This is a genomic window from Burkholderia sp. Ax-1719 (assembly GCF_011753055.1).
Lineage (GTDB): Bacteria > Pseudomonadota > Gammaproteobacteria > Burkholderiales > Burkholderiaceae > Paraburkholderia.
This window is the reverse complement of record NZ_VWWJ01000018.1, coordinates 57,007-82,136: the sequence shown is the minus strand read 5'-3', so window position 1 is coordinate 82,136 and position 25,130 is coordinate 57,007. Positions and strand designations below refer to the sequence as shown.

The 25,130-nt window shown below is 64.5% G+C and carries 26 protein-coding genes; 5 read left to right on the top strand and 21 right to left on the bottom strand.

Annotation, left to right across the window (positions count from 1 at the left end; genetic code table 11):
• The first annotated feature begins 8 nt into the window (after positions 1-8).
• The 3 genes from F3J17_RS25155 (at position 9) to F3J17_RS25145 (ending at position 3,945) form a co-directional block, all read left to right on the top strand.
• Positions 9-1,418, top strand: coding sequence for an MBOAT family protein (locus tag F3J17_RS25155; RefSeq protein ID WP_167065449.1), 1,410 nt, complete (start codon positions 9-11; stop codon positions 1,416-1,418).
• A gap of 4 nt (positions 1,419-1,422) precedes the next feature.
• Complete coding sequence (locus F3J17_RS25150) at positions 1,423-2,559, top strand: cell division protein FtsQ (protein WP_167065446.1); 1,137 nt, start codon at positions 1,423-1,425, stop codon at positions 2,557-2,559.
• A 126-nt stretch (positions 2,560-2,685) separates the two neighbouring features.
• Complete coding sequence (locus F3J17_RS25145) at positions 2,686-3,945, top strand: serine hydrolase (protein WP_167065443.1); 1,260 nt, start codon at positions 2,686-2,688, stop codon at positions 3,943-3,945.
• A gap of 63 nt (positions 3,946-4,008) precedes the next feature.
• Here the strand turns inward: F3J17_RS25145 and F3J17_RS25140 are convergent, their stop codons facing one another.
• The 4 genes from F3J17_RS25140 to F3J17_RS25125 form a co-directional block, all read right to left on the bottom strand.
• Positions 4,009-4,332 (bottom strand): hypothetical protein, encoded by a 324-nt coding sequence (locus F3J17_RS25140; protein ID WP_167065440.1) that lies wholly within the window; start codon positions 4,330-4,332, stop codon positions 4,009-4,011.
• Between the two features lie 398 nt (positions 4,333-4,730).
• Complete coding sequence (locus tag F3J17_RS25135; protein WP_167065437.1) at positions 4,731-5,225, bottom strand: GNAT family N-acetyltransferase; 495 nt, start codon at positions 5,223-5,225, stop codon at positions 4,731-4,733.
• 44 nt (positions 5,226-5,269) lie between these two features.
• Entirely contained in the window at positions 5,270-6,505 is a 1,236-nt protein-coding gene (locus F3J17_RS25130; RefSeq protein WP_240161157.1) for a hypothetical protein, read from the bottom strand.
• A gap of 68 nt (positions 6,506-6,573) precedes the next feature.
• On the bottom strand, positions 6,574-6,828 hold the full coding sequence (locus F3J17_RS25125) for a hypothetical protein (RefSeq protein ID WP_167065434.1): 255 nt from the start codon (positions 6,826-6,828) through the stop codon (positions 6,574-6,576).
• On the opposite strand from F3J17_RS25125, the gene F3J17_RS25120 reads away from it, so the two are divergent.
• The gene (locus F3J17_RS25120) at positions 6,827-7,165 is read left to right on the top strand and encodes a hypothetical protein (protein WP_167065431.1); all 339 of its coding nucleotides are present in this window, start codon (positions 6,827-6,829) and stop codon (positions 7,163-7,165) included. The genes F3J17_RS25125 and F3J17_RS25120 overlap by 2 nt on opposite strands.
• A gap of 58 nt (positions 7,166-7,223) precedes the next feature.
• Here the strand turns inward: F3J17_RS25120 and F3J17_RS25115 are convergent, their stop codons facing one another.
• From F3J17_RS25115 to F3J17_RS25080, 8 genes are all read right to left on the bottom strand, one after another.
• Positions 7,224-8,204, bottom strand: coding sequence for a fumarylacetoacetate hydrolase family protein (locus F3J17_RS25115; protein ID WP_167065428.1), 981 nt, complete (start codon positions 8,202-8,204; stop codon positions 7,224-7,226).
• Positions 8,201-9,004, bottom strand: coding sequence for a cyclase family protein (locus F3J17_RS25110; protein WP_167065425.1), 804 nt, complete (start codon positions 9,002-9,004; stop codon positions 8,201-8,203). The genes F3J17_RS25115 and F3J17_RS25110 overlap by 4 nt, the downstream gene beginning before the upstream one ends.
• Positions 9,001-10,125: an MFS transporter gene (locus F3J17_RS25105; RefSeq protein ID WP_167065633.1), complete on the bottom strand. Its 1,125-nt coding sequence runs from the start codon at positions 10,123-10,125 to the stop codon at positions 9,001-9,003. The genes F3J17_RS25110 and F3J17_RS25105 overlap by 4 nt, the downstream gene beginning before the upstream one ends.
• Before the next feature lie 94 nt (positions 10,126-10,219).
• Positions 10,220-11,350: an FAD-dependent oxidoreductase gene (locus F3J17_RS25100; RefSeq protein ID WP_167065422.1), complete on the bottom strand. Its 1,131-nt coding sequence runs from the start codon at positions 11,348-11,350 to the stop codon at positions 10,220-10,222.
• Positions 11,347-11,712, bottom strand: coding sequence for a Rieske (2Fe-2S) protein (locus F3J17_RS25095; RefSeq protein ID WP_167065630.1), 366 nt, complete (start codon positions 11,710-11,712; stop codon positions 11,347-11,349). The genes F3J17_RS25100 and F3J17_RS25095 overlap by 4 nt, the downstream gene beginning before the upstream one ends.
• Before the next feature lie 19 nt (positions 11,713-11,731).
• Positions 11,732-12,694 carry a VOC family protein gene (locus tag F3J17_RS25090; protein WP_167065419.1) on the bottom strand — a complete coding sequence of 321 codons (963 nt, stop codon included), beginning with the start codon at positions 12,692-12,694 and terminating at the stop codon, positions 11,732-11,734.
• A 40-nt stretch (positions 12,695-12,734) separates the two neighbouring features.
• Positions 12,735-13,895 (bottom strand): prolyl oligopeptidase family serine peptidase, encoded by a 1,161-nt coding sequence (locus F3J17_RS25085; RefSeq protein ID WP_167065416.1) that lies wholly within the window; start codon positions 13,893-13,895, stop codon positions 12,735-12,737.
• 36 nt (positions 13,896-13,931) lie between these two features.
• The gene (locus F3J17_RS25080; protein WP_167065413.1) at positions 13,932-14,804 is read right to left on the bottom strand and encodes a transporter; all 873 of its coding nucleotides are present in this window, start codon (positions 14,802-14,804) and stop codon (positions 13,932-13,934) included.
• Positions 14,805-15,036: 232 nt separating this feature from the next.
• Between F3J17_RS25080 and F3J17_RS25075 the strand changes: the two genes are divergently transcribed.
• A complete protein-coding gene (locus F3J17_RS25075) occupies positions 15,037-15,948 on the top strand; it encodes a LysR family transcriptional regulator (RefSeq protein ID WP_167065410.1) in 912 nt (303 codons plus the stop codon).
• 4 nt (positions 15,949-15,952) lie between these two features.
• Here the strand turns inward: F3J17_RS25075 and F3J17_RS25070 are convergent, their stop codons facing one another.
• The 9 genes from F3J17_RS25070 to F3J17_RS25030 are packed head-to-tail and all read right to left on the bottom strand — an operon-like array spanning position 15,953 to position 25,110.
• Positions 15,953-16,705: an SDR family oxidoreductase gene (locus tag F3J17_RS25070; protein WP_167065407.1), complete on the bottom strand. Its 753-nt coding sequence runs from the start codon at positions 16,703-16,705 to the stop codon at positions 15,953-15,955.
• Between the two features lie 24 nt (positions 16,706-16,729).
• The gene (locus F3J17_RS25065; RefSeq protein WP_167065404.1) at positions 16,730-17,863 is read right to left on the bottom strand and encodes an FAD-dependent oxidoreductase; all 1,134 of its coding nucleotides are present in this window, start codon (positions 17,861-17,863) and stop codon (positions 16,730-16,732) included.
• Positions 17,864-17,919: 56 nt separating this feature from the next.
• Positions 17,920-19,083 (bottom strand): prolyl oligopeptidase family serine peptidase, encoded by a 1,164-nt coding sequence (locus F3J17_RS25060; RefSeq protein ID WP_167065402.1) that lies wholly within the window; start codon positions 19,081-19,083, stop codon positions 17,920-17,922.
• Positions 19,084-19,095: 12 nt separating this feature from the next.
• The gene (locus tag F3J17_RS25055) at positions 19,096-19,461 is read right to left on the bottom strand and encodes a Rieske (2Fe-2S) protein (RefSeq protein ID WP_167065399.1); all 366 of its coding nucleotides are present in this window, start codon (positions 19,459-19,461) and stop codon (positions 19,096-19,098) included.
• Positions 19,458-20,390 carry a VOC family protein gene (locus tag F3J17_RS25050; protein ID WP_167065397.1) on the bottom strand — a complete coding sequence of 311 codons (933 nt, stop codon included), beginning with the start codon at positions 20,388-20,390 and terminating at the stop codon, positions 19,458-19,460. Before F3J17_RS25050 ends, F3J17_RS25055 begins: the two co-directional genes overlap by 4 nt.
• A gap of 59 nt (positions 20,391-20,449) precedes the next feature.
• Entirely contained in the window at positions 20,450-21,403 is a 954-nt protein-coding gene (locus F3J17_RS25045) for an NAD-dependent epimerase/dehydratase family protein (RefSeq protein ID WP_167065393.1), read from the bottom strand.
• Positions 21,400-23,265, bottom strand: a complete 1,866-nt coding sequence (locus F3J17_RS25040; RefSeq protein WP_167065390.1) for an NAD(P)/FAD-dependent oxidoreductase — start codon at positions 23,263-23,265, stop codon at positions 21,400-21,402. Before F3J17_RS25040 ends, F3J17_RS25045 begins: the two co-directional genes overlap by 4 nt.
• Entirely contained in the window at positions 23,262-24,293 is a 1,032-nt protein-coding gene (locus F3J17_RS25035) for a fumarylacetoacetate hydrolase family protein (protein ID WP_167065387.1), read from the bottom strand. Before F3J17_RS25035 ends, F3J17_RS25040 begins: the two co-directional genes overlap by 4 nt.
• 46 nt (positions 24,294-24,339) lie before the next feature.
• The gene (locus F3J17_RS25030; protein WP_167065384.1) at positions 24,340-25,110 is read right to left on the bottom strand and encodes an SDR family oxidoreductase; all 771 of its coding nucleotides are present in this window, start codon (positions 25,108-25,110) and stop codon (positions 24,340-24,342) included.
• Between the last annotated feature and the right edge of the window lie 20 nt (positions 25,111-25,130).

Genomic DNA, 25,130 nt, shown 5'->3' with positions numbered 1-25,130 from the left:
AACGTTGCATGGTTTTCGCGTCCCTCGAATTCCTGACGCTGTTTTTACCGGCTTTTCTCGCGCTGTACGTCGCGTCTCCGGCACGCTGGCGTAACGGCGTGCTGCTGTTTTGCAGCTGGTTTTTCTACGGCTGGTGGAGCCCGGTTTTCCTGCTGCTGTTTATCGCGCTGACGTTCTGGGGCTGGCTGGGCGGCGTGGTGATCGACCGCGCCCCCAGCGCGCGCGCGCGTGGGCGATGGCTCGCCCTGTTTATCGCCGTCAATGTGGCGACGCTGTGCTGGTACAAGTACGCGAATATCGTGGTCGATAGCCTCGACAACGTGCTGGCGCTAGGCCATGCCGGACCGCTTCCCTGGAAGCACGTGGTGCTGCCGATCGGCCTGTCCTTTATCGTGCTGCAATCGATTTCCTATCTGATCGACGTCCAGCGCGGCACGGTGCCCGCCGACCGCAGCATGATCCGCTACGGTGCCTACCAGGGCATGTTCGTCCACCTGATCGCCGGGCCGATCATCCGTTACGCCTGGGTCAAACGCGAGCTGGTGTCGCGCACGGTGGACTGGGACGGCTTCACGGCGGGCGCGCGGCGGCTCATGATCGGCATGAGCATGAAGGTGCTGGTGGCCGATACGCTGTCTCCCATCGTCGACGCGGCCTTCGCGCTGCACGCGCCGACGCTGGCGGATGCGTGGCTGGGCTGCGGTTTCTACACGCTGCAACTGTTCTTCGATTTCGCGGGCTATAGCGCGATGGCGATTGGCCTTGGCCAGATGCTGGGCTTTCGCTTTCCCGAGAACTTCAATCATCCGTATCTGGCCAGCAGCATCCAGGACTTCTGGCGGCGCTGGCATCTGTCGCTCTCCAGCTGGATTCGCGATTATCTGTACATTCCCTTCGGCGGCAACCGGCATGGCGAATTCAACACCTGCCGCAACCTGCTGCTGACGATGGGCATCGCCGGCCTCTGGCATGGCGGTGATAGCTGGAACTTCCTGCTGTGGGGCCTCGCGCACGGCGTCGCACTGATCGTGGCGCGCCTGTGGCGGCGCTTCGGCATGCCGCGCGTGCCGCTGGCGTTATCGCATGGGCTCACGCTCGTGTTCGTCATGCTCGCGTGGACGCTGTTCCGCGCGCAGGGCTTCCATGCGGCGCTCGCCATGTATGGCGGCCAGTTGGGTCTGAACGGCATCGGCCTGAGCGACACCTTGAGCGTGCTGTTGCGCCCCGTGCATGCGCTGGCGGCGGCGCTGGGCATCGTCTGCGTGCTGCTGCCGATCTGGCAGGCGCGCTGGGACAGCCTGGCCGATAGCGCGCCGCGCAGGATCTGGGAGGCGGCATGGCCGCTCGCGGGCTTTCTGCTGTCGTTTGGTTTGATCGTCGCGCGCGGCGCGGTGCCTTTCCTCTACTTCCAGTTCTGACGCCATGGAAGACCCCAAGCCGCTGCCCCAACGTCCCGCCACGCGCCCCGGCAAGATTGCCGCGGTCGCGCTGATGGCCTTTCTGTTCGCGGGGCTGGCCTGCAACCTGCGCTTCGCCGCGACCGCCGAATCGCTGTTGCCGCATGCCGTGACGCGTGCGGGCCTGCTGGACGGCACCGTATCGAAGGAACTCGCCAGCCGCATGGCCGACACGCCCATCGCCGCCGACGCCGCACGCGTACAGCGGGCGCTCGGCTGGCTGACGCTCGGCGATCTGGGGCCGCGTGTACGCCAGGGTTGCCCCGGCTGGCTATTCCTGCGCGACGAACTGAACGTCTACGCCGATGGCGAACGCCATCTCGCCACGCGCGCCGACACGGTCGCAAACGTGCAGCGCGAACTGGCGAAGCACGGCATCGCGCTGCTGGTCGCCGTGGTGCCGGACAAATCGCGCATCGAACCGCAGCATCTGTGCAGCCTCAATCGGCCCGCATCGCTTGACCCGCGTCTGGGCGACTGGACTGCGCGTCTGGCTGCGGCGCAGGTGCCGGTGCTGGATCTCAGCGCTGCGCTGCGCAGCGTGCCTGGCGATGCGTTCTTCCGCACCGACACGCACTGGACCCAGGACGGCGCGGGCGCGGCGGCGCAGGCCGTGGCGCAGCGTATTCGGGCAATGAACGTGCCGTTGGGATCGAGCCAGCCGGGTTATCGCGTCGTAAACCAGGCTGCTGCGCGTCGGCCCGGCGATCTGGTGCGGCTGGCGGGGCTGGAAGAATTGCCGCCGTCGTGGCAGCCCAAACCGGAGATCGTGACGAGCCGCGTGTATCAGCACGAAGCGCAAACCGCCGCGTCCGCCGACGATCTGTTTGGTAACACCGATCTGCCGGATATCGCCGTGATCGGCACGTCGTATTCGACGACCTCCGATTTCGTGCCGCAACTGGCGCTGGCGCTGGGAACGGGCGTAGGCAATTTTGCGCACGAGGGGGCGAAGTTTGGTGGATCAGCGCGGACGTATTTCGCAAGCCCGGCATTTGCGCAGACGCCGCCAAAACTCGTTGTCTGGGAACTGGACGAACGGGATCTGCAGTCGCCGATCGAAGCGGAGGATACGGTGGCGGTGCCCACGGCCGCGCGTTAAGGACATCGTCGCGACGCAGCCGATGCCATTCCCATCGGCTATGACTTTATGCCCGATGAGGCGTTGACGCTGCGGCCCGCGTCTTCCAATCTCCGACAATTCAACAAGATCGGAGACTCCATCGTCATGAATCGCTTTACCTCCCGCGCGCTGATCCCGGCACTGTGTGCCGCCGCGTGCGTCTTTTCGTACAGCGCGCGTGCGGACGACAGCGCCGCCACCGCCACCACCGTCGCCAAACCCGAAACCACGCTGCGCTGGAAGCTGCGCAATACGCGCATGCTGATCCCCACCGCCAACGTCGGGCGCGCTCGCGAACCGCTCGCGTTGCCCGCAGGCCGCGCGCTCGATCCGGCGTCGATCACCTTCACGATCGATGGCGCGACACTCACACTCGACGACTATCTGCGCCGCACGCAAACCGATGGCTTCATCGTCGTGCACGATGGGCGTGTGGTGCTGGAGCGCTATTTCGATGGCTTCGGGCCGCATCAGACGCACATGTGGGCGTCGATGACGAAATCGGTGACGGGGCTGCTTGCCGCGCAGTTGATCGTCGCCGGCAAGCTTGCGCCCGATGCGCCGCTCTCGACCTATGTGCCGGAACTTGCGGGCACACCGTTCGGCAACGCTACGGTCCAGCAGAATCTCGATATGGAAGTGCCGGTGCGCTATCCCTCGGCTATTCCGCCCGATCTGGGCCTGTTCGCGGCAGTGGGTTTCGTGCCGCGCCCGAATGGCGCGCCGGACAGCATCCATGGTTTTCTCAAGGTCGCGTTGCCGTCGCCCGATGCGAACCTGAAGCCTTACTGGTACTACCAGAACGGCTCTCCGGAAGCGCTTGCGTGGGCCATCCGGCGTGTGAGCGGCGAGTCGTGGAGCGAACTGGCGGCGCGAGAGATCTGGCGCAAGATCGCCGAAGACGATGCCGATATCGCCGTCGACCGCACGGGTACGGAAATGGCCAGCGGCGGTCTCAACACCACGTTGCGCGACGCTGCGCGATTCGGCGAACTGGCGCGCACGAGCGCGGCGGGAGACAGCGCGCGCTTTCCCTCGAACGCCACGCGCCTTGCGCTGCAACCGGCGACCAACGTTGCGGCCTTTGCCGCGGGCAATCTCGCGCCGGGACGGCCGGGTTATGGCTATCGCGACTACTGGTATCAGTTGAACGACGGCGACGGTTCGTTTGCGGCGGGCGGGCGCTTCGGTCAGGCCATCGTCATCGATCCGCGCGCACGGCTCACGGTCGTGAAGTTTTCATCGTCGCCGGATCAGGCCGCGCGCCCGACCAGCGCAACAGGCGGCGCAATTGGACACGCGCCGCTCGATACGGCGGATGCCTTGCATCAGGCGGTCGTGGCGATTGCGAAGGCGGTGGATTAAAGGCGCGCTTTACCAGTTGGCGGCCCATTCGCCGCCAACTGGATTGCGGCGTCCGGGTGGCGATCAGGTATTGGAGCCCGTCACATTCAGGCCGCCGGCGCCGCTGAAGGTGAGGGTGTCGTTGGTGTTCAGGACGTTGTCCCAGGGGCTGCCGCGCGACGTCACGACTTGCGAGCCATTGGAAAAAGCCCCATCCGATCCCGAGGAAACGACCAGGCCGTTCAGATACGGATTCTGCGGATTACCGTACTCGACCGTCTGCCGTCCCCCCGGCGGCAAGGTAACAGCTACGATCGGTCCGGACTGGTTCGGCTCGGAACCGACACGGGAAACCAGTTCGACTGAAAGCGCAAGACCACTCTGATTGACGAGCTTCTTGAAAGCCATGATTCGCTATCCTTATTAAAGATAATGCGCGTTGGACTGCCGAAGGTCTGCACATGCCCCTCCACGAGCGCGCGGCAGTTCGCGCTCACGGCGGGAAGAAAGCGGGTGCTGCGATAGTCTTGCGGGGAAAAAAGGGCGCAGCAAATCGCTACGCGGTGCGGAAGTCCCCGGTCGGCCTGCTAGTCCTGCGAATCTCGCGTGAAGCGCCACGCGTTTTCTTGTGAAGAAAATATAGGCGAAACTGCGCGCCCTTCAGCCTGATAAAACGCCTGCCTACCCAGGTTGATAGGGGCTGCGCCACGCAGCAACGGCGATAAGCATCATTCGTTGCCAGAGGGAGAAGCGATAGCCGCTTCTTCGCCAGGCATTGCGTCGATATTCAATCCCTGGATCGGACATCAATCCACGGCGCGCTCGTACAGCGACCAGAGGTAGCCGTCCTGTTTGACGCCGACGCGAACAAAGCCCAGCGCTTCGTAGTAAGCGCATAAGCGCGTATTTTGCACGGCGCAGTCGAGCCGCACGAAACGCCGGTTCACACCTCGCACGGTATCCGCGCACCAGTCCAGCATGAAACTGCCCAGTCCTGCGCCGTTAAAACCCTTGCGCACGCATAGCCCATGCACGTAACCGGCGACGGGTTCCTGAAGCCCCCAGTGTGCGTCGTCGTCGAAATCGAGGGAGAACGCTCCCGCAAGGATGCGATGGCATTCGACGACGTACACCGGTCTCTTCGCAACATGGTTGTGGACCCAACCTTCGGAAAATCCGTCGCCTTCCTTGCCCCAGGCATGGTCGCCGTATGTCACTTTTTTCGCGTGAGCGTCGTTGCGAATCTGCGTGATCGCCGGGACGTCGTCCAGCGTGGCTCTACGGATGCTTTTTGTCGTCATGGTGGACTCGCGCGACAGCCTTCGGGCGTAGGGGCTTACGATTGTCAATGCGCCATCAGATTCGCACCCTTGCAGGTGGGGTCGGCCTTGTCGCTTAGCGAAAGCATCGTAAAGCCATTGCTTTCCTGATGGATCAGGCCATAGCGCGCGTCTGCGTGCTTCGACTTTTGCGCCTGAAGATCGATTTCCACCTGATAGCGATCTTTGCCGCTGCCGCTGGCGCATGCGCGTACCGGTCCGTATTTGAGCAACAAACCGTTTTCGCCCTTCAAACTCGCCACCAGCGTCTGGCGTGCCTTTAGCAAGTCGTCTGCCGCGTTCGGGTCGCTCCAGTTGCGTGCGTGCGCATCGTTCGACGTCAGCCATTCGTCGACGAAATCGCGGCCGTTCAAGGCGATCGGCTGAATGCGCTCGACGGTGTCGCCACTCACACGATAGCGGTAGACGACCTTGCGCTCGATGAGATCGGCATCAAGCGGTGCAATTGTCGTGCGCAGTTCGACGCCGTCGGGACGCGTCTTGAGCGTCAGGCCTTCGTCGTCCTGGTCGAAGTCAGCGGCGAAACCGTGGCCAAGATGGAGCAACTTGCGCTGCGGCTGACCATCGCCTGCGGGGGCGAACACATCAAGGCCGAAACTGCGCCAGCGCGACCAGCACCACGAACTGCTGTGCGCCACCGCGATCTGGCCGGCTGGCAGAACGCGGTACTGGAACGTACCGCCAAAGGCGCCGGAAATCTGGGCGTAGTCGTCGCTTTGCCAGCGCAGCACGCGTCGCCAGGCAGCGCCGTCCCATGCGTACGCCACGAGCAGGTTGTCGTCGCCGCATGGAATACCGTAGCCCACGCGCACGAAAACGAGGGGTTTGGGATCGGTGTTGCGTGTGACGTCGACATCGAGCCAATGTCCGAAGCCTGGATTGTCGTCGGGCTCAGGTCGCGTTTTCGGCGCGCCGAGCGACGCTTGCAGCGCGCGCTGCAAGGCGGCGGGATCGGCGTGGGCGTCGCTGCATGCGAAGCGCGCGTCGATGGCGCTCACGAGCGCATCCTTGAAGTCGCGTGTCGCCGTGCGCTGCTGCGGCGACAGGTTCTCGTCGGCGTCCGGGCCCGTGCTGGCGGGCGCGTGCTGAAGCCGATGCTGCGCCTCGATCGCCGAATGCCCCGCGATTTCCGCATCGACGCAACTGCTGGCGGCCCATGCGAACGTGGGCGCGGCGAGCAGCGCGCCCCACAGCGAAAGTTTGCCGATCCCCGAAACTGCCCGATGCAATGCTGGATTCATGTCGATGCGAAGCGAGTGGGCGGGCATGATGCGGCCCGGTTTTAATGGGTTCAAAAAGGGGCGCCATTTTATGACAACGCGCCGCAGGAGGCTTCCTGCGTGCCGTCTGAGGCATTGAGCCGATCTGCCCGCCTGAATTCCGGGTTTTCCCTGATGCCTTTATAATTGGCCCGCGCTTCGGGGAGCGCCGCCTGTTTAACTCCCGTTTGTGTCCCGTTTTTCTGTCGTTTGTCTGTCGTTTCTCCTTCGTTTCCCGTATTGGCCGTGGGCTTTTGTAAACGTGCCCGCGCGCGCCCCTTTTGATCTGAAGATCTGAATTCCATGAAGAAAAAACGCTGGATTGCGCTGCTGCTCCTGGTACTTTCGGCAGCCGCCGTGGCTCACTTTTTACGCCCTCGCTTTACGCCTGCCGAGCGCGATCAATACACCGCGCTGCTGTGCCACGTCGTTGCCAATGGCAGCCATGACCCGCGCAAGGACATGCAGGACTTGATCGAGAATGGCAATGCGGACTATGCCCTGCAACATCTGGAGTACAACGCCGCCGCAGCGAATGACGCGCTCAAGCGGTTCGCGAAGCTCGATAGCGCCCAGCAGCATTCCGCCGCTCAAAATGCCGACGATTGCCAGCGTCTGCTCGGATTGAACGTGCAGCAATAAAAGAAGGAGGCGCTAAAAAGCGCCTCCTGGACCCGCGATTCGAACGGATCAAACGGGCTCAGCGCATGCGTTGAACCGTCTGGTCGATCACGCCAAAAGGCGTTTCGGCCTCATCCGTTCGCGCCACCATGCGCACGCGGTCGCCGAATTGCATGAACGACGTCACCGGCGAACCGTGCTCGAGTATTTCGATGACCCGTCGCTCGGCAATACACGCCGATCCCACCGCGCGATCCGCGTTCGAAACCGTCCCCGAACCCAGGATCGTGCCAGGCGTCAGGCGGCGCGTTTTCGCGGCGTGGGCAATCAGCGTGCCGAAATCGAAATTCATTTCGCTGCCGCTGGGATGCCCGAAAGGCTCGCCGTTCCATTCCACGTCGAGCCGGAGATTCACGCGGCCATCGCGCCAGTCATGGCCCAATTCGTCGGGCGTGAGCGCAACCGGCGCGAAACTGGTCGACGGCTTGGCCTGCAAGAAGCCAAAGCCCGTTTTCATTTCGCGCGGCCCCAGCGCACGCAGACTCCAGTCGTTCAATTGCACGATCAGGCGTACATGCCTGATCGCTTCGCGCGCATCGACGCCCATCGGCACCGCGCCCGTGATCACGCCGAATTCGCCTTCGAAGTCGATGCCGTGCGCTTCGTCCGGCAGCAGCACATCGTCAGTTGCGCCGAGAAAATCGTCACTCGCGCCTTGATACATGACGGGAATCGTGTCGAAGTCCGGGATCGGCTCGGTGTTGAAGGCGCGCTCCATCAACCGTCCGTGATTGAGGAACGCCGAAGCGTCGAGCCATTGCGGGCTGCGCGGCAACGGCGCGGCGCAGTCGCACGGATCGAAATCGAACGCGCGATCGGCAAGACCGGCGTTCAGGGCTTCGTAGCGCGCAGCGAGTTGCGGCGCGATGGCGTCCCAACGTTCGAGCGCATCGAGCAGCGTGGGCGCGATATCGTGTGCGGACACTGCGCGCGTCAGATCGCGCGCCACGATCAGGAGTTCGCCGTCACGGCCGGTGCTGCGGCGAGTGGCGAATTTCATGCGGCGACCTCATCGACGATAGCGACCGCACGCGTCCAGCCCGCCGACGCCTTGCGAATCTTGTGCGGAAAGCAGCTGATCGTGAAGCCGTGCGGCGGCAGCGCTTCGAGGTTGTGCAGCTTCTCCAGATGGCAATAGCCGATCTCGCGGCCCGCCTTGTGGCCTTCCCAGATCAGCGAGGTATCGCCGGTTTGCGCGACGTGCTTCGCCGTGTGGGAGAAAGGCGCGTCCCAGCTCCAGGCGTCGGTGCCGGTGAGACGCACGCCGCGTTCGAGCAGATAGAGCGTCGCCTCGCGGCCCATACCGCAGCCCGCGCCCACATAGTCGTTATGCCCGTAGCGCGAGCCTGCGCGCGTGTTCACGACCACGATATCGAGCGGTTCCAGCGTGTGGCCGATACGCGCGAGTTCCGCTTCCACATCGGCGGCGGTGGCGACATAACCATCGGGAAAATGGCGGAAATCGAGCTTCACGCCGGACTGGAAGCACCATTCGAGCGGCACTTCGTCGATGGTGATCGACGGCCGCGGCTCGCCGAAGCGCGCATCCATCGTCGAATGGAAATGCCAGGGCGCGTCCAGATGCGTGCCGCTGTGCGTGGTGAGCGTGACCCACTCGGCGGCGGCGGCTTCGCCGTCGGGATAGTCCTCGGCGCGCGTGCCCGGCAGCATTGCCATGAATTCCGGCAGCGTGTCGGCGTGCGTTTGATAGGTGATCTTCGGCGCGAGCGGCGGCGGATCGGAGAGCACGTCGTTCTCCAGATAGATCGAAAGGTCGATAAAGCGGCGCACGGGTTTCATGAGGCGTGTCCAGTAGTGTCGATTGAACGGGGAAGGCGTGCGAAGCAGCCGCAGGCGAGCGCGCCCACGACGAGCGCCGCGCAGCCCAGGCTGCCATAGCCGAAGTGTTTGACGAGCACGCCGCCGAGCAGCGGTCCGGCGGCGGCGCCCGCCATCACCATCGCGGGCGTGGCGGCGGCTGCGCGGCCGCTGGCGTCCAGGCGGGCAAGCAGGCCGAACGCGTAGGTGTGGCAGAAAATCATCACGGCGGGGAATACGGCGGTTGCGGCGGCATAGGGCGTGAAGCCGCTGCCCAAAGTGATGGTGAGCGCCAGCGCGGCCTGCGCGAGCGGTCCGACGAGCACGACGGCGCGCGCATTCAGGCGACGCTGCGTGAGGACGGCGAGCGGTGCGGGCAGTAGATTGACGAGGCCAAGCGCGATCAGCACCGACGTCACCGCCGTCAGGCCGAAGCCGCGCTCCACGCCGATGCGCGCGACAAAGCTCGCGAGCATCGCCTGCGTGAGCGCCATACAGATCACGCCCGCAATCGCACACCACACGGGAGCGGCGAGCGGCGGCCTGGCACGGGTAGAAGTCTGAACCGCGCCCCTCGACGCCACCAAGGGAAAAGCGAGCGCACTGCTCAAGGCGGCGACAGCCATCACAGCCGCGACAATCGTGAAGAAGGCGCGCGCGCCGTAGGCGGCCACGGCATGCGGCGTCGCGCCGAGAAACGCAATCGAAAACGCGCCGAGCGCGAGGCCCGCGAACGCAAACAACCGATGCGGATTCGCGCTGCGCCCGATCGTGCCATGCGTGATGCTCAGGCTGCAGCCTACGGCCAGACCCGCGAGCAGATGCAGCACCGCCATCGCCGCATAGCTGTCGGACGCGCCCGCCGCGTAGAACGCAATCGCCGCCAGCGCGAAGCCCGCCGTCACGAAAGCCCGGGCGGGGATGCGCGCCGACAGCCGCAACAGCAACGGTGAGCACACTGCGCTGCTCGCCACCACGCCCGCGAGGAACAAGGTGGGCAGCGCGCCCGCATGCTGGGGATCGAGATGCAGGCCGCCGATCAGCGTGGCGACCCAGACCGGCAGCGCCACGAGATCGACCATGCCCGCGCAATGCGCGATCATCAGCGCGGCGAACGCGGCGCGCCGGTAAGTGGCTGGCGTGTTTGTCGATGCGATCCAGGCAGACGCGGCGGAGTTGTCCATGGGCGGCCTCCGCTCAGATCGCGCGCGCGAGATAGTGATGCGTCTCGTGCATGATGCGCGCGTGTTCAGCGCGGTCGCCGTTGGCGATCTCGATCTCGCCCAGCCGCCCGGAATTTTCGACCACGATACGGCAGCGCTCGAAACGACGCGCCTCGAAGGCCGCGAGTGCATCGGCGGGCGTGGCGTGGCGCGCGAGTTCTTCCGCGAGCACGATGCCATCCTCGATGCCGATGCCCGCACCCGAGGCCATATGCGGCGTGGTGGCGTGCACGGCGTCGCCGACCAGCACGACGCGTCCGCGCGACCAGGGGCGCTGCATCAGCAGGCTTTCGAGCGGCCGGTAGATCACGCTCGACTGCCCGCCGATCTGCTCGCGCACGCTTTGCAGAACCGGCGCGCCGAAGCCCGCCAGCAGATCGCGCAGCATGCCGGGTGCGGCGGCGTTATCCACGAAGGCGCGCGTGGGACGGTCTTCGGTGAGGAACAGATACATCTCGTCGCGGGAAACCGGGTTGAGGCCCGCCTTGACCTTGTGGCCGAGCCACATCGACGCGCAGACGATCTCCTGCGGGCGCGGCAGCACCGCGCGCCACACGCCCTGGCCGGTATAGCGCGGCGCGGGCGCATCCGCGAAGAGGGCGGCGCGCACTTTCGAGTAGAGGCCGTCCGCGCCCACCACAAGGTCGTAGCGCGCTGCGCTGCCATCGGTGAGCGTGACGTTCACATGATCGTCCTGCGCATCGAGCCGCTCGAAACTGCAGCCCAGCTTGACGTTCACGCCCGCCGCACGGGTGGCCTGCGCGAGGATGTCGGCGAGCACGGGGCGCATGATCGCGCCGCCGCCGGGCACGTCGTCGCCCGCAACGCGCGGCGTTGGCAAGGTGCCGAGCGGCGTGCCATCCGGCGCGAAGAGATTGACGCCGTCGCCCGCAAAGCCGCGTTCGAGGAAGGCGTCGAGTACGCCCACGGTGCGCAGGGCGCGCAAGGTCGGCCCGCCGATGCTGATGCCCGCGCCATACGAGCGCCAGCCCGCATCGATTTCGACGAGATCGACGTCGAAGCCGCGTTTGGCGCATTCGATGGCCGTGGCCATGCCGGAAAATCCACCGCCCACGATAAGCACGCGGCGCACTGGCTGGTTCATGTTGATGTCTCCTGGTCTTGCTGTTGTGGGGTGGGGTCGTGCACGAACACGCGGCCGTCTTTGTCGATATGCAGCGGGACCGGCGTGAGACGCTGGCCCAGGCACGGGCCCTTGATGCACACGCCGCTCTCGATATCGAACAACGCGCCGTGCGCATGACAGACTATGTGCCTGCCGCCCGCATCGAGCCAGGCGTCCTTGCGCCAGGCCATCGGCGTATCGCCGTAATGCGGGCAGGCGTCGCGCCAGGCGCGCACGCCGCTCGCGTGATGCACGACGAAGAGCGTCGCCTGGCCCGCGCCGTGCGGATCGAAGCCGCGTGAGCAGGGCTGCGGCAGCGCGTCGAGGTCGGTCAGATAGATCACGGGCCTGGCGACTGGATTACCGGGCCGCAGGCGGCGGGCCGCCCGGCGCCCACTTTTCGCGATGCTGCAGCAGGAAAAGCTGCGATGCGTCGGCGCCCATCGGCGCAGCGCGGGCGGTCCATTCGTCGTCGTGCAGGTCCATATCGGCGTCGTATTCGACGTGGCAGCCCAGCGGGCTGTTGAAGTACCAGAACCAGTTCGAGCCAAAGCGATGGCGCCCCGGGCCCCAGAACGACTGGTAGCCCTTTTCGACGAAGCGCGTACCGGCCTGCACGACTTCGCTCGGGCCGCCCATATGGAAGGTGAAATGCTCGCAGCCCTTCATGAACGGCGGCGTTTCGATCATGAACAGCGTGTGGTGATCGAGGGTGCCGGCGGGGCGCAGGAACGGCCCGACGCCCGTGAAGCGGTCCGTGCAGCGAAAGCCCAGACGCTCGACGTAGAAGGCTTCGGCGCGCGCGGCGTCGGGTACGAAGTAGACGACATGCGAAAGCGTGCGCGGCGTGAGCGCGGCGGCATCGTTCGCGGCGACCACATTGGGCGCGCGCTGGGCGGGCGCGCCGGGCGCGTTGATGGTTTCGGCGGGCAGCGAAAGCGGGCGGCGCACACTCACCTGGAAACCGAGTGTGAAGCCCATGTCGTCGGTGCTTTCCAGCGAGCCGTCGGCGAGGGTGCGGACTTCGCGGTCCTTGCGCAGTTCGGCGGCGATCTGGTCGAGCGTCGCTGTATCCGCTACGCCGTAAATCGTTTTACGCAGCAGGCTGGCGGTGCCGAGCGAGGGCGGCAGGCGCGCGTCGTCGGCGCGGCGGATCTCGATGGCGGTGCCGTCGAGCGCCTCGAAACGGCCGCCCGCGCTTGCGCCGTCCGCGTCGGGGACGGCGGGCGCGACCGGCAGCAGGCCGTAATCGACGAGGTACTGGCTGCACGCGGCGACGTCGTCCACGCCGAACACGAGACAGTCGGGGCCGATGATGTTCATGCCTTGGATTTCCTTGAAACTTGTGATTTAAAAAATGGGCTTAAAGGCGGGTATTGCCGCCAAGCGTTTCAGCAACCCAGTCGGCGATGTAATGACCGGCGTTGATCGAGTTGTCGAAGCTCGCGTGCTGCGCGCCGCCTTCGCGATCCGTGAAAATCTTCAGTTCGCGTTTCGGGCTGTTGATGAGTTGGTCGTAAGTGCGATGCGCCCAGGCGAGCGGAATCTGCGTGTCCTTTTCGCCGTGCGTAACGAGGAAGGGCACGCGGATGCGATCGAGCACGCCGTCCAGATGAACGTTTTCGGCGATCCGCATGAAGTCGTCGATATCCTTCGCACCCCAGACCCAGCACACGTGTTTCCAGTAATGCGGCACCGGGAAATCGCCTTCGCGTTGCAGGCGTTTTTTCTGCACGTCGCGCCAGTCGTGATTCGCGCCCCATACCACGCCGCAGGCAAAACGCGGCTCGAAGGCCACGGCGCGCGGGCAGTAATAGCCGCCCAGCGACACGCCTTCCATGCCGATGCGCTTCGCGTCCACGTCGTCGCGCGTTTCGAGCCAGTCGACGATGCGGCTCGCCCAGCGCTCGCTATCGTGGATCGCGGTGAGACCGTGCAGGCGCAGCGCTTCGCCCGTGCCCGGCTGATCGACGATCAGCGAAGACACGCCGCGCTCGGCCAGCCACGCGGGCAGGCCGACGAAGTACTTCATCTCCTTGGTGGAGTCGAGTCCGTTGACCTGTACGAGCAGCGGCGCACGCGCGGGCGCGTTTTTGGCGCGTACATAGAGGCCCGAGAGATGCGTGTCGCCGTAGGGAATCTCGACGCGCTCGCAGTTGTCTCCAGCCAGCGCGATGCCTTTGGCGAACAGGTCAAGCTCGCGCCGGTAGAGTTCCTTGCGACCCGGCGAATCGTGCGCGAGCATGCGTTCGCTCGTCAGCAGATAGATGCTGGCGCGCTTGTATTTCTCGCCAGCGGACAGCAGGCGGCCGCGTGCTTCGTCTTCCTCGGCCAGTTCGCAGAGCTGGTCGGCCATCTTGACCCACGCTTCGCGAAAGGCGCGTGTGCCTTCAGCGTCGGGCTGCTTCGCGGCCTCCTGGAGCGGCGCGCACATCGCCTCGATTTCGCCCATGCGCGCGCCCATTTCGATCGCGAGGTCGATCGAGAGATTCCAGACGTAATTGGTTGGGAAATAACGGAACATGTTTTCGACTTTCCTTGCTGACGATTTAAAGCCTTTTTAAAACAGCGGGATTGCGACGTTGAGCCAGACGTTATTGCTCTTCGACGTATTGGCTGCGTAGAGGCCTTGCTGGTAATTCAGATTGACCTTGACCGGCCCCGCGTCGTAGACGATCGAGGGACCGAAGCCAAAGCTGCGCGCGCGATAGCCCGAGGCCACGGTCGCGCCGTTCTGCGTGTCGTTGCTGTACTGATTGAGGTAAGAGCCCACCACGCCGAGCTTCCAGTGGCCCAGGTGCCAGCCCGCTTCGAATTCGCCGAGATACGCATCGCCCGAGCTGTAATTCGTGGTCGAGTTGCGCTGGTTCAGCAGCAAGCGGTTCGAGATGCCGATATCGATGCCGCCGGGCTGGTCGTAGCGCGCCGCGAACACCGGTTGCAGCGACGTATAGCCCACGGCCACGCTGGCCTTGGTGGCGCTGTACGAGCCGGTTTCGAGCGCGAGGTCCAGGCCGGTTGCGAAGGACAGTTCACGCGTGGGCCGCCAGTCGATGATGAGCGGCGAGACCGTGATATTCGACAGGCCGTTTTGCGACGAATGCTGTCCTGCCACCGTCGTATGCAGCGACACCACCGGAATCACGAGCTGCGAATAAAAGCGCGCGCCGTAGAACTCGAACGGATACGAGGCAAGCAGACGCGTTACTTCCGTAGCCACCGACGAATGGAACGGCACCGGCAGCTTCGAGCCGTCATTGCCGTAAAGCCCATTCGAAAAGCTGTAGTTGAACTGCTGCAACACGAACAGCCCCGGAAACGGCGGCATTGACGCGATGTTGTCGCCGGTGGCGCTCGCGGGATAAGGCGAGACGCCACCTTCGAATGCCTGTGCGTGCTGCGAAATCGTGATGAGTGAAACAAGCGTTGCCATTGCGCACGCGTTGCCGAAGCGCCTTAAATTACCCTGCATGGTGTCTCCTGAACGATTCTTCGAACCGTCTCTTGTGATGTTTTTGTTGTGGGTGCGGCTAGGTTAAGATGCAGCGAACTATGTGAAAAATGGATTCGATCCATTCGGTAAATCGATTTGCTGAATACCAAGGGTGAACCCTGGGCGAATCGAAACGGCGAATCCACAAAAGAAAGCATCGGAGACGGAACGCATGCGTTTCAACAAGCTGGATCTCAACCTGCTCGTGGCGTTGGACGCGCTGCTCAGCGAGCGCAGCATCAGCCGCGCGGCGGAGCGCGTGCATCTGAGCCAGTCGGCCATGAGCAATGCGCTCGCGCGTCTGCGCGAATATTTCGACGATGAATTGCTGGTGCAGGTGGGTCGCAAGATGGAGCCAACGCCGCGCGCGGAATCGCTCACCGATGCAGTGCGCGACGTGCTGGTGCGTGTGGAGGCGACCATCTCGACGCAACCGGCCTTCGTGCCAGCCGAATCGACGCGCGAATTCCGGCTGCTGGTCTCCGACTACACGATGACGACCCTGATGCCGCACGTGCTCGCGCGCGTCTACGCGGCGGCGCCGAATATCCGCATTCATTTGCGTCCGCAGGTGGCGCACCCCGAGCGTGCGCTCGAACGCGCCGATGCCGATCTGTTGATCATTCCGCACGAGTACTGCTCGACCGAACATCCGGCGGAAACCTTGCTCGAAGAACAGTTTTGCTGCGTGCTATGGAAGGACTCTGCGCTGGCGGACGTGCCGCTCACGCGCGAAGCGTATCTGGGCGCGGGCCATGTCGTGGTGCTGCCGGGGATGGGGCAACCGGCGCTGGAGGACTGGTTCGTGCAGCGCCTGGGCGTGTCGCGCCGCGTGGAGGTGACGACGTATAGTTTTGCGGCTTCGACGCAACTGGTGGTGGGCACGCAGCGCATTGCGACGGTGCATCGGCGCCTGGCCACGCAGGCGCTGCGTCATGAACCGATCGTGATGCGCGACGTGCCGCTGCATATGCCCGTCATGCATCAAACGATACAGTGGCACAAGCATCGCACGACCGATGCCGGTCTTGCGTGGTTGCGCGAGCAACTACTTGAAGCGGTTGCGGAGATGGATCAGATTTGATCGATCAGAAGCCGAATCCGCCGCCGTCCACGTTCATCACCTGTCCGGTGTAAAAGCGTGCATCGTCGGAAACAAGGAAGGCCAGTGCGCCGGTGAGATCGCCGGGTTCTTCGGTGCGCGGAATGAACTGGCGCGTGCGTACCGCGTCGAACGCCTCGGGCGGCAAATTGGCCGCGCTGCCGGGATGACGCGTCAAACCCGGCGAAATGGCGTTGACGGTGACGCCATGCGCGCCCAGTTCGGACGCGAGCGCGCGCGTAAGCCCAATCACCGCCATCTTGCTGCTCGCATAGGCGCTCATGCCGGGAGGCGGTCCCCACACGGTGCTGGACGCCAGATTGACGATGCGGCCCCAGCCGCGCTCGATCATGCCCACGGAGAAGGCCTGCGCCAGCAGAAAGGGCGCATCCACGTTGACGGTCATGATCTGCCGCCACAGTTGCGCGGTGATTGCGGCAAGCGGCGCCATCGGCATGAAGGCGGCGTTGTTGACCAGCACGTCGACGCGTCCGGTTTCCTCGATCACGCGCGCGGCGAACCGCGCGACATCTTCAGGCTCGCCCAGATCACAGGGCAGGGCGATGGCGCGCCCGCCTTCGGCGTTGATTCGTGCGCTCAGCGCATCGCAGGGCGCGCGGTCGGTGAGCACGAGGGTGTGTCCGGCGGCGGCCAGACGCCAGGCAAACGCTTCGCCCAGGCCGCCCGCTGCGCCGGTGACGACCGCCACGCGGCCGTTATTCGCGGAGAAATCGCTCATGGTGAATTCCTTTAAAGCTTGCTTTCAGATCGGATCGCGCAAAGCTTGCAGCGCCGTGAACATGACGCGCGTGTGCTCGTCGCGTGAACCGCCCGTTTGTTCGATCTCGCCCAGCCGCCCCGACGAAGACACGACCAGCCGCGCACGATCGTAGTGACGGCCCGCATACGCCAGCAGCGCGCCTTCCAGCGAATGACGGCGCGCCAGTTCGGCGGCCAGCACAATCGCGCCTTCCACCGCGATGCCCGCGCCCGACGCCAGATGCGGCGTGGTGGCGTGCACCGCATCGCCCAGCAGCACGACGCGCCCGCGATGCCACGGACCGTCGATGATATGCCCCATGAGCGGCCGGTACAAAACGCGGTGATCTTCGAGTGTGCCGTCCCGCAGTCCTTCGCGCAGCGCGGCGAGCGGGCCGTCGAATTCTTCCAGCAGTTCGGCAAGCAGTTGCGGCCACTTGTCGGGCGTGATGAAGTCCATGCCCTCGCGCTTGTCGAGCACGAACAGATAGCACTGGGTCGCGCTGATCGGGTTCATGCCCGCCTTGGTGGTCTTGCCCATGTAGATCGTCGAGTTCTCGCGCTCGCGCGGCACCACGGCGCGCCACGATCCCTGGCCCGTGAAGCGCGGCCCCGCGAAATCAGGCTTCACATGGCGACGCACCGCAGAGTTGACGCCGTCCGCGCCGATCACCAGATCGTAGCGCGCGCAACCACCGTCGGTGAAGACGACGTCCACGCCATCCGTGTCCTGGGTGAGCGTTTCGAAGCTCGCGCCCAGACGCACGTTGGCGCCCGCGTCGCGCGTGGCCTGCGCAAGAATCGACGCCAACGCGCTACGCATGATGCCAGCCGCGCCCGGCAGATCATCCGCGCCGTGGGCGGGCGCTATCGGCACGGTGGCCGTGAGCTGACCGCCCGCGTCGCAGATATCGACAGCGCGCCACGATCCGCCCACGCGCAGCACCTCGTCGACCACGCCGACTTCGCGCAGCGCACGCAGCGTGGGGCCGCTGATAGTAATGCCCGCGCCATCGGGCGCCCACTGGGGATTGAGTTCGACGAGATCGACGGCTATGCCTTGCCGGCGCAGCATGATCGCCGCGCACATGCCGCCGATGCCGCCACCGACGATCAGGACCTTGTTGACGAGTGCCATGGTGTCTCTCTGTTGTAATCGTTGCGTTCTGACTTGTTGTATGCGAGCGCCGCGCGTCAGGCGAGCGTGCCGCCGAGCTGTTGTGCGAGCCAGTCCGCGATGCGGTTGCCGGCGTTGAGCGGGTTGTCCAGCGAGCTATGCTCCACGCCGCCTTCGCGCGCCGTGAAAATGAACAGGTCTTTCTTCGGACTATTGATCAGTTGTTCAAAGGTTTCGTGTGCGTACTTGAGCGGAATCTGGCGGTCGTTTTCGCCGTGTGTGACCAGAAACGGCACGCGAATGCGGTCGAGCGCGCCGTTCAGGTGCATAAGCTCAGCCTTGGCGAAGAAGTCGTCCTGATCCTTCGCGCCGAACACCCATTGCACGTGCTTCCAGTAATGCGGAACCGGGTTTTCGCCTTCGCGCTTGAGGCGCGCCTGTTGCACCGCACGCCAGTCGTGATTTGCGCCCCACACAGCGCCACAAGCGAAGCGCGGTTCGAACGCCACCGCTCGCGGGCAGTAGTAGCCGCCCAGCGACACACCCAGCGCACCAATACGCTTTGCATCCACTTCCTCATGGCGTTCGAGCCAATCGACGATGGGCGCAGCCCAGGCCTCGGTGTTGTGCACCGCATGGAGTTCCTGCAGACGCAGCGCCTCGCCGGTGCCGGGCTGGTCCACGAACAGCGCCGAAAGCCCACGCCGCGCGAACATCGTGCCCATCACGCTCTTTTGCAACATTTCCTTGGTCGAATCGAGGCCGTTCATGACGACCACGATGGGCGCGCGCCGGCCCGGTTGCAGTCCTTCGGCGCGAACATAAAGCGCGGCGAGGTGCGTCTCGCCATACGGGATTTCGACTCGCACGCAATTCTCTCGGCCCAGTTTGCGGCCAAGTTCGAATTGCTCCAGCGAGCGCCGGTAAATGGCGAGCCGCGCTTCGAAGCCATGCGCCTGCATGCGTTCGGCGATGCCGTAATAGAGGCCCGCGCGCGCGTACTTTTCGCCAGCGGAGAGTGTGTGGCCTTGCGCGACATCTTCGTCGGCGAGTGCGCTGAGTTGATCCGCGCCCGCTTTCCACGCTTCATAGAACGCGACCGTGCCGGGATCGTCGCCAGCCCGCGCCGCATCGCGCAGCGGCGCGCACATGGCATCGACCTCGCCGATATTGCCGCCGTGCGTCAGCGCGATCATCGTCGAGAGGCTCCACACGTAATTGGTGGGGAAGTACTGGAACATGGTGCTAGTCCTTTAAATGTCGAAGACCGAGGGCAGATCGGCGGGAATCCACACTTCGCCGTTCACGACCCGCGCGGGTACTTTTACAAGCGATTGGCCGGTGCACGGGCCTGCGAAACACAGCCCCGTGCGGATGTCGAAATGCGCCGAATGCGCGTAGCAGACGATGTGCTTGCCGTCGCCGGACAGAAAGCGGTCCTGGCGATACTCCATGGGCCGATGCTCGTGCGGACAGTCGTTGAGCCAGATAAAAACTTCATCGCCCTGGCGCACGACGCACAGACGGTCGTCCAGCCCTTCGCGCAGCAGACCGCGCGCGCCGCCTTCGGGAACATCATCAAGTCGGCACAACAGGCGCTCGTCCGCTGGCGCTTTCATTCGCCGGGCGCCCATTTGTTGCGGGCGTCGAACAGGAAGATCTGCGAGTTGTCGGAGCCGGGATCGACGGCGCGCGGTGTCCAGGTGTCGTCGTGAATGTCCATATCGGCGTCGAATTCGATGGTCGCGCCGAACGGGCTGTTGAAATACCAGAAGAAATTGCTGCCCAGAATATGGCGGCCCGGACCCCAGAAACTCTTGTAGCCCTTCTTCACGAAGTTCCAGCCGTGCTGCAGCACTTCGGCGGGCGAGCCGAGGTGGAAGGTGAAGTGATTGCAGCCGATCATGTGATCGTTCTGGCTCTCGATCATGAAGAGCGTGTGATGGTCGCTGGTGCCCGCCGGACGCATGAACGGCCCTAGATGATTGAAGCGGTCCGTCACGATGAAACCCAACCGCGCATAGAAGGCTTCGGCTTTCTTTACGTCGTCGACGAAGTACACAACGTGCGAGAGTGTGCGCGGTTTGATGATTTCGTCCGGGTCTGCGGCGCAGTCATTGGGCGCGCGGCCTGGCGTCTGGCCGGGCACGTTGAAGCCCAGATAGCGCGCTTCGTAGGGGCGGCGCTTCGTGACGACGAACGCTACGCCGAAGCCCGCATCATCGATGCAATGCACGGTGCCGTCTGCGTCTACGCTGACTTCACGCTCCGCTTCCAGATGCGCGCGGATCGTGGCGAGGGTATCCGCATTGTCCACGCCGTAGACCGTTTCGCGCAGGCTTGGCGTGGCCGCTTTGGGCGGCAGCGGCGGCAGGCCAGGATGGTCGGCGGGGCGCATGACCAGCGCCGTGCCGTCGAGCGCCGTGAAAACGCCGCCGTGCACGGGATCGTATTCGGCTTCGTCCAGGCCGTAGTCGAGGAGGTACTGGCGCGCACCTTCCATGTCGTCGATACCGAAGACGAGATATTCGAGTCCAACGATCTGCATAATAAGGAATCCTTTTTGTTTGCAACGTACCGCTAGCAGCGCGGTACGTTGCAGAGTGTCTATTGCGCCATCGCGCGCACGATCAGCTGCTCGACGCTACCGTCATGGCGCAGGCCGAGTTGTTCGGCTTCAGGCGTGAGCAAGGGCGGATAGGTGGCGAACAGGCGCTCGACGAACGGATCGGGCGCGTAGGTCACCAGCGTCTTGCGCTCCTGCCCGAAGCGCTCGGCGAGTGCATCGACCACTTCGGCAACGGACAGGCGCAGCACCGGCATCTGATAGCTGCGCCGCGCATTGAAGCGCTCTGCGTCGACGCTGGCCGCGTGCAGCAGGTTGTCGATGCAGGCGCCCACCGAAATCCACCACGCCACGCCCTCGGGCGAGACCGGCACCGTGAGCGGTTCGTTGGTGGCGAGCTTCCAGAACAACTGGCTCATGAACGCCGACATCAAACCCGCGCCGTCGCCCGGCCGCGCCACGACGCCCGGCAGGCGCAGCGAGCAGCCCTGCACCCAGCCCAGGCGCGTGGCGTCAGCGACCAGCGCTTCGCCCATCAGCTTGTGCGCGCCATAGCTCAACGCGGGCGCGGGCAGCGTGCGCTCGTCGACGACATCGGGCAGTTTTTCGCCGTAGACGGCCACCGTGCTGGCGAACACGAAGCGCGGCGCGCGCCCGTCCTGATTCACGCCGCGCAGGTCTTCCAGCAGGCCCAACGTGGCGTCCAGGTTGATCGCTCGGCCCAGCGCATAGTCGCGTTCCGCCGCGCCGCCCGGAATGCTGGCGAGATGGAACACGGCGTCCACGGGCGAGGCATAGGCTTGCGCGCGCACGTTCGTATCGGCGATGCTGCCTGCGATCTGCACCACGCGCGGGTCGGCATGCGCGGCGTCGAATGCGATATCGAGCAGCGTGAGCTTCGAGACCTCGCGACCGTTTAGACCTTCGGCGAGCAGGCGTTTGACGAGCGCGCGGCCCACGAAGCCTTGCGCGCCCGTGACGACGATATGGCTCATTGCGCGCCTCCCTTGCGGAACGGCAGCGTGGCGAGGAACGCCAGACGCGAAGCGCCGAGCATCTTCAGGCCCGCGCGCGCCGATGAAGCATCCAGCCGCGCCTCCATCGGCATGGTGCCGAAGCTCTTGCCCTTGATAACGAGTTCGTCGCCCACGCGCTCCAGCGACTCCACGTGCATCAGTTCTTCATCAGCGGGACCGCGCAGGACCATGCCCGCTTTCTTCGCTGCGTGTCCGTTAGCCGTAGCCGGCACGCCGCTGTCCTGGCGCGCGCCCTTGGCCACGCTGCTGAAATCCATGCCCAGTTGCTCGAACATCTTGATCGCGGTGGCGCGGCCCGCGCCGTACACGCCGCCGCCCGGATGCTGAAACGGCCCCGCCAGATACAGACGATCGACGCCAGGCACAGTGAATTGCCCCAGGTCCGGCGTGGGGCGATGGCCCGCGCTCTGGTAGAAGTAGGGCGCCACGCCATGCAGGTCGCCGCGCATCATGCTGTTCGGGCTCGAGCGTTCGAGATCGACCGGGCTTACGATGCTGCGCGCGACGATGTTATCGCTCGTGAGGTTCGAGACGAACTTGCGGTAATGCGCCAGCGACAGATCGCCGATCTCTTCCTTGAACTCGTCCCAGTGACGATCCGACCAGCGCTTGTCCTTCACGCTATACGGCGCGAACGTGATGCCATGGAACATGCCCTTGCCCGCAGGCACGCGCGTCCTGTCGCCGATGCTTTCATCGCCGCCCGCGCACAGGCGGCGCTCGGTGATGAGGCCGCGCTTGAGGTCGTCGAAATCGGCAAGCATCTCGTCCAGGCTATCCATCGCCATGAATTCGAGCATGGTGGCGTAGCCCACTTCCTCGCCCGCGTAATAGCGCGCGTTTTCCTTGAGGTCGTAGTGGCTCACCATGATCGAGAAGGGCGCGAGCGTGGCGCGTTCGGCGCGCTTGAGCACCGGCTCGGGCACGCCTTCCACAAAGCGGCGGATCACATGCGGATGCAGCGCGCCAATCACGGCGTCCTTCGCCATGATTGTTTCGCCGCTCGACAACTGCACGCCGCTCGCGCGCCCGGCGCTGGTGAGGATCTTCGCGACTTCGGCATTGCAGCGCACTTCGCCGCCGTACGATTCGATGCAGCGCACCAGCGATTCCGTGAGCTTGCCGCTGCCGCCAATAGGCTGCGAAACGCCATACGTATGGATGATGCCGGGCATCAGCAGCACGCCCATGCCGGTGCCGAGTTCGTTGGGCGCCTGCAGGTTTTCGCTTACGAGACGCAGCAGGTGAATCTTGATCTTGTCGCTCTCGTACAGTTGATTGACGAGGTCGAGGCAGTCACGATTCATATAGTCGAGCATCAACCGGCCTTCGTCGCTGCGGTCGAGCATCGCAACGAGCTCGCCCAGCGGAGGCGGCGGCGAATACAGGCCCGGCATGAACATCTGCAGGACCTGCTGGCTCATTTTCACGAACGCGCGGTAGGTGTCGGCGTCTTTCTGCGAGACCTTCGCGAAGCATTCGCAGGTCTTGTCGAGATCCTTGTAGGTGAAGAGGACCGACTGATCCGGGAAGATCGTCGCGTGAGGCACGGGCGAGTAGTGATACTTCAGGCCGTGGTCCGAGAGCAGTCCTAGCTCGTCCTGGCGCAGCATCGGATTGCCCTGAATCATGATGTGCACGCTCGAATGCTCGTCGTGCCAATAGCCCGGCGTATTCAGTTCGCGCGTGCTCACGCCGCCGCCGGGATAGCTCTTGCGCTCCAGCACCAGCACTTTCTTGCCCGCCTTCGCGAGATAGGCGGCGGCCACGAGACCATTGTGTCCCGCGCCCATCGCGACGATGTCGTATTGCGCGCTCATGCGTTGACTCCCGATTCCGCGTGTTGTTGCTCTTGATTCGCTTGCACGTACTCCGCCTGCACGAAGCGATGATCGATCGCACCGAAAACCGATTGCCCGTCACGGCCCTTCATTTCAAAGCGCAAACGCTCGCCAAAGCGCAGCCAGGGTGTGCGTGATTCGCCATGCTCCAGCTTTTCAATTGCGCGCTGTTCCGCAAGGCAGGCGGAACCGGTCGCCCGATAATCGACATTCGAGAACGTGCCGGAACCCAGCAACATGCCCGCACGCAGATTGCGGTTGTAGGTGATGTAAGCGATCAGATCGTGAAAGCCAAAGCTCATTTCGCGGCCATTCGGTGCGCCGAAGCGCTCGCCGTTGCGCGAGACTTCCATATCGAGTTGCACGCGGCCATCCTGCCAGGCGTCGCCGAGTTCGTCGGGCGTGACAGCCACGGGTGCGAAGGCCGTGGCGGGTTTGGCGAGCACGAAGCCAAAGCCCATGCCGAGCTCGCGGAACAGGTGCTTGCGCATGCTGACGTCGTTGAACAGCACGATCAGGCGCACATGCGAAAGGGCGTCGGCGGCGTGCGTGCCCATCGGCACATCGCCCAGGATCACGCCTACTTCGCCTTCGAAGTCGCAGTTGTCGGCTTCGTCAGGGAAGGGGTAATCGGCGTGCGGGCCGACAAAGTCGTCGGCCTGACGCTGGATCAGCACGGGGATCGACGGGTCCGATTGCTTCTCGGGGTGATAGGCCTGCGTCATGATGCGGCCGTGATTGAGAAACGCCGATGCGTCGATGAACTGATGCGTGCGCGGCAGCGGCGCGGTGCAGGCATGAGCATCGAAATCGAATGCGTCAGCCGCATTGCCAGCGTTGAGCGCGACATAGCGCGCCTGCAAGGCGGGTTCTGCTTGGGCCCAATCGTCGAGCGCGGCGCGCAGCGTCGGCGCGATATCCGTGGCGCGCACCGCGCGGCGCAGATCACGCGAGACGACGATCAATGCGCCATCGGGATGACCGGTGTTGAGCGAGGCGAGTTTCATGGTGCTTGTCTCCTTCGATATCCTGTCTAATTTGATCGATCAGCGCTTAGCGCAAGGGTCGGCCGCCATCGACCGGCAGCACGCAGCCCGTGCTGAAGCGCAGATCGCGCGCGGCGACCAGTACGGCCTGTGCGATCTCCTGCGGGTCGGCCAGGCGCTCCAGCGGCGTGCGTGCTGCCTGTTCGTCGCGCCATGCGGTGTCCATCGACTTGACGAATTCGGTGTCGACGAGTCCCGGCGACACCGACAGCACGCGAATCTTCGGCGCGAGCGCACGCGCCAGCGACTTGGTGAGATTGTCGAGTGCGGCCTTCGACGCGCAATAGATCACGTTGCTGCCCATCGCCGTTTGCGCGGCAATCGATGAGATGTTGATCACGACCGCGCCGCCCGCGAGCGTGCTGTTGTCCAGCAGCGGACGCAGCGCGCGCACCATCGCGAACGGGCCGCGCACGTTGGTGGCCAGCACATCGTCGATGAGCGCATCGCTCATGCCGTCAAGGTCATCGTGGGCGACGAAGCGCGTCGTACCTGCACAATTCACGAGGATGTCGCAACGGCCGTAGTGCGTCGCCACGTCGTCGGCGAGGTGCGCCAGCGCGGCGCTGTCCGTGACGGGCGCGGCGAAGGCGCGATGGCCCGCGCCATCCAGTTGCGCAACGAGCGACTGCGCGGCATCGGCCGAACTGCGGTAACCGGCGACAACCGCACAACCGGCCTGCGCGAGCGTGCGGCAGATCTGCTCGCCGAGGCCCCCGGTCGCGCCGGTGACGAGGGCGACGGGACGCTCGCCCGTGTTGGTGGTGAACTTCGTCATGTCTATCTCTGAGGCGATTG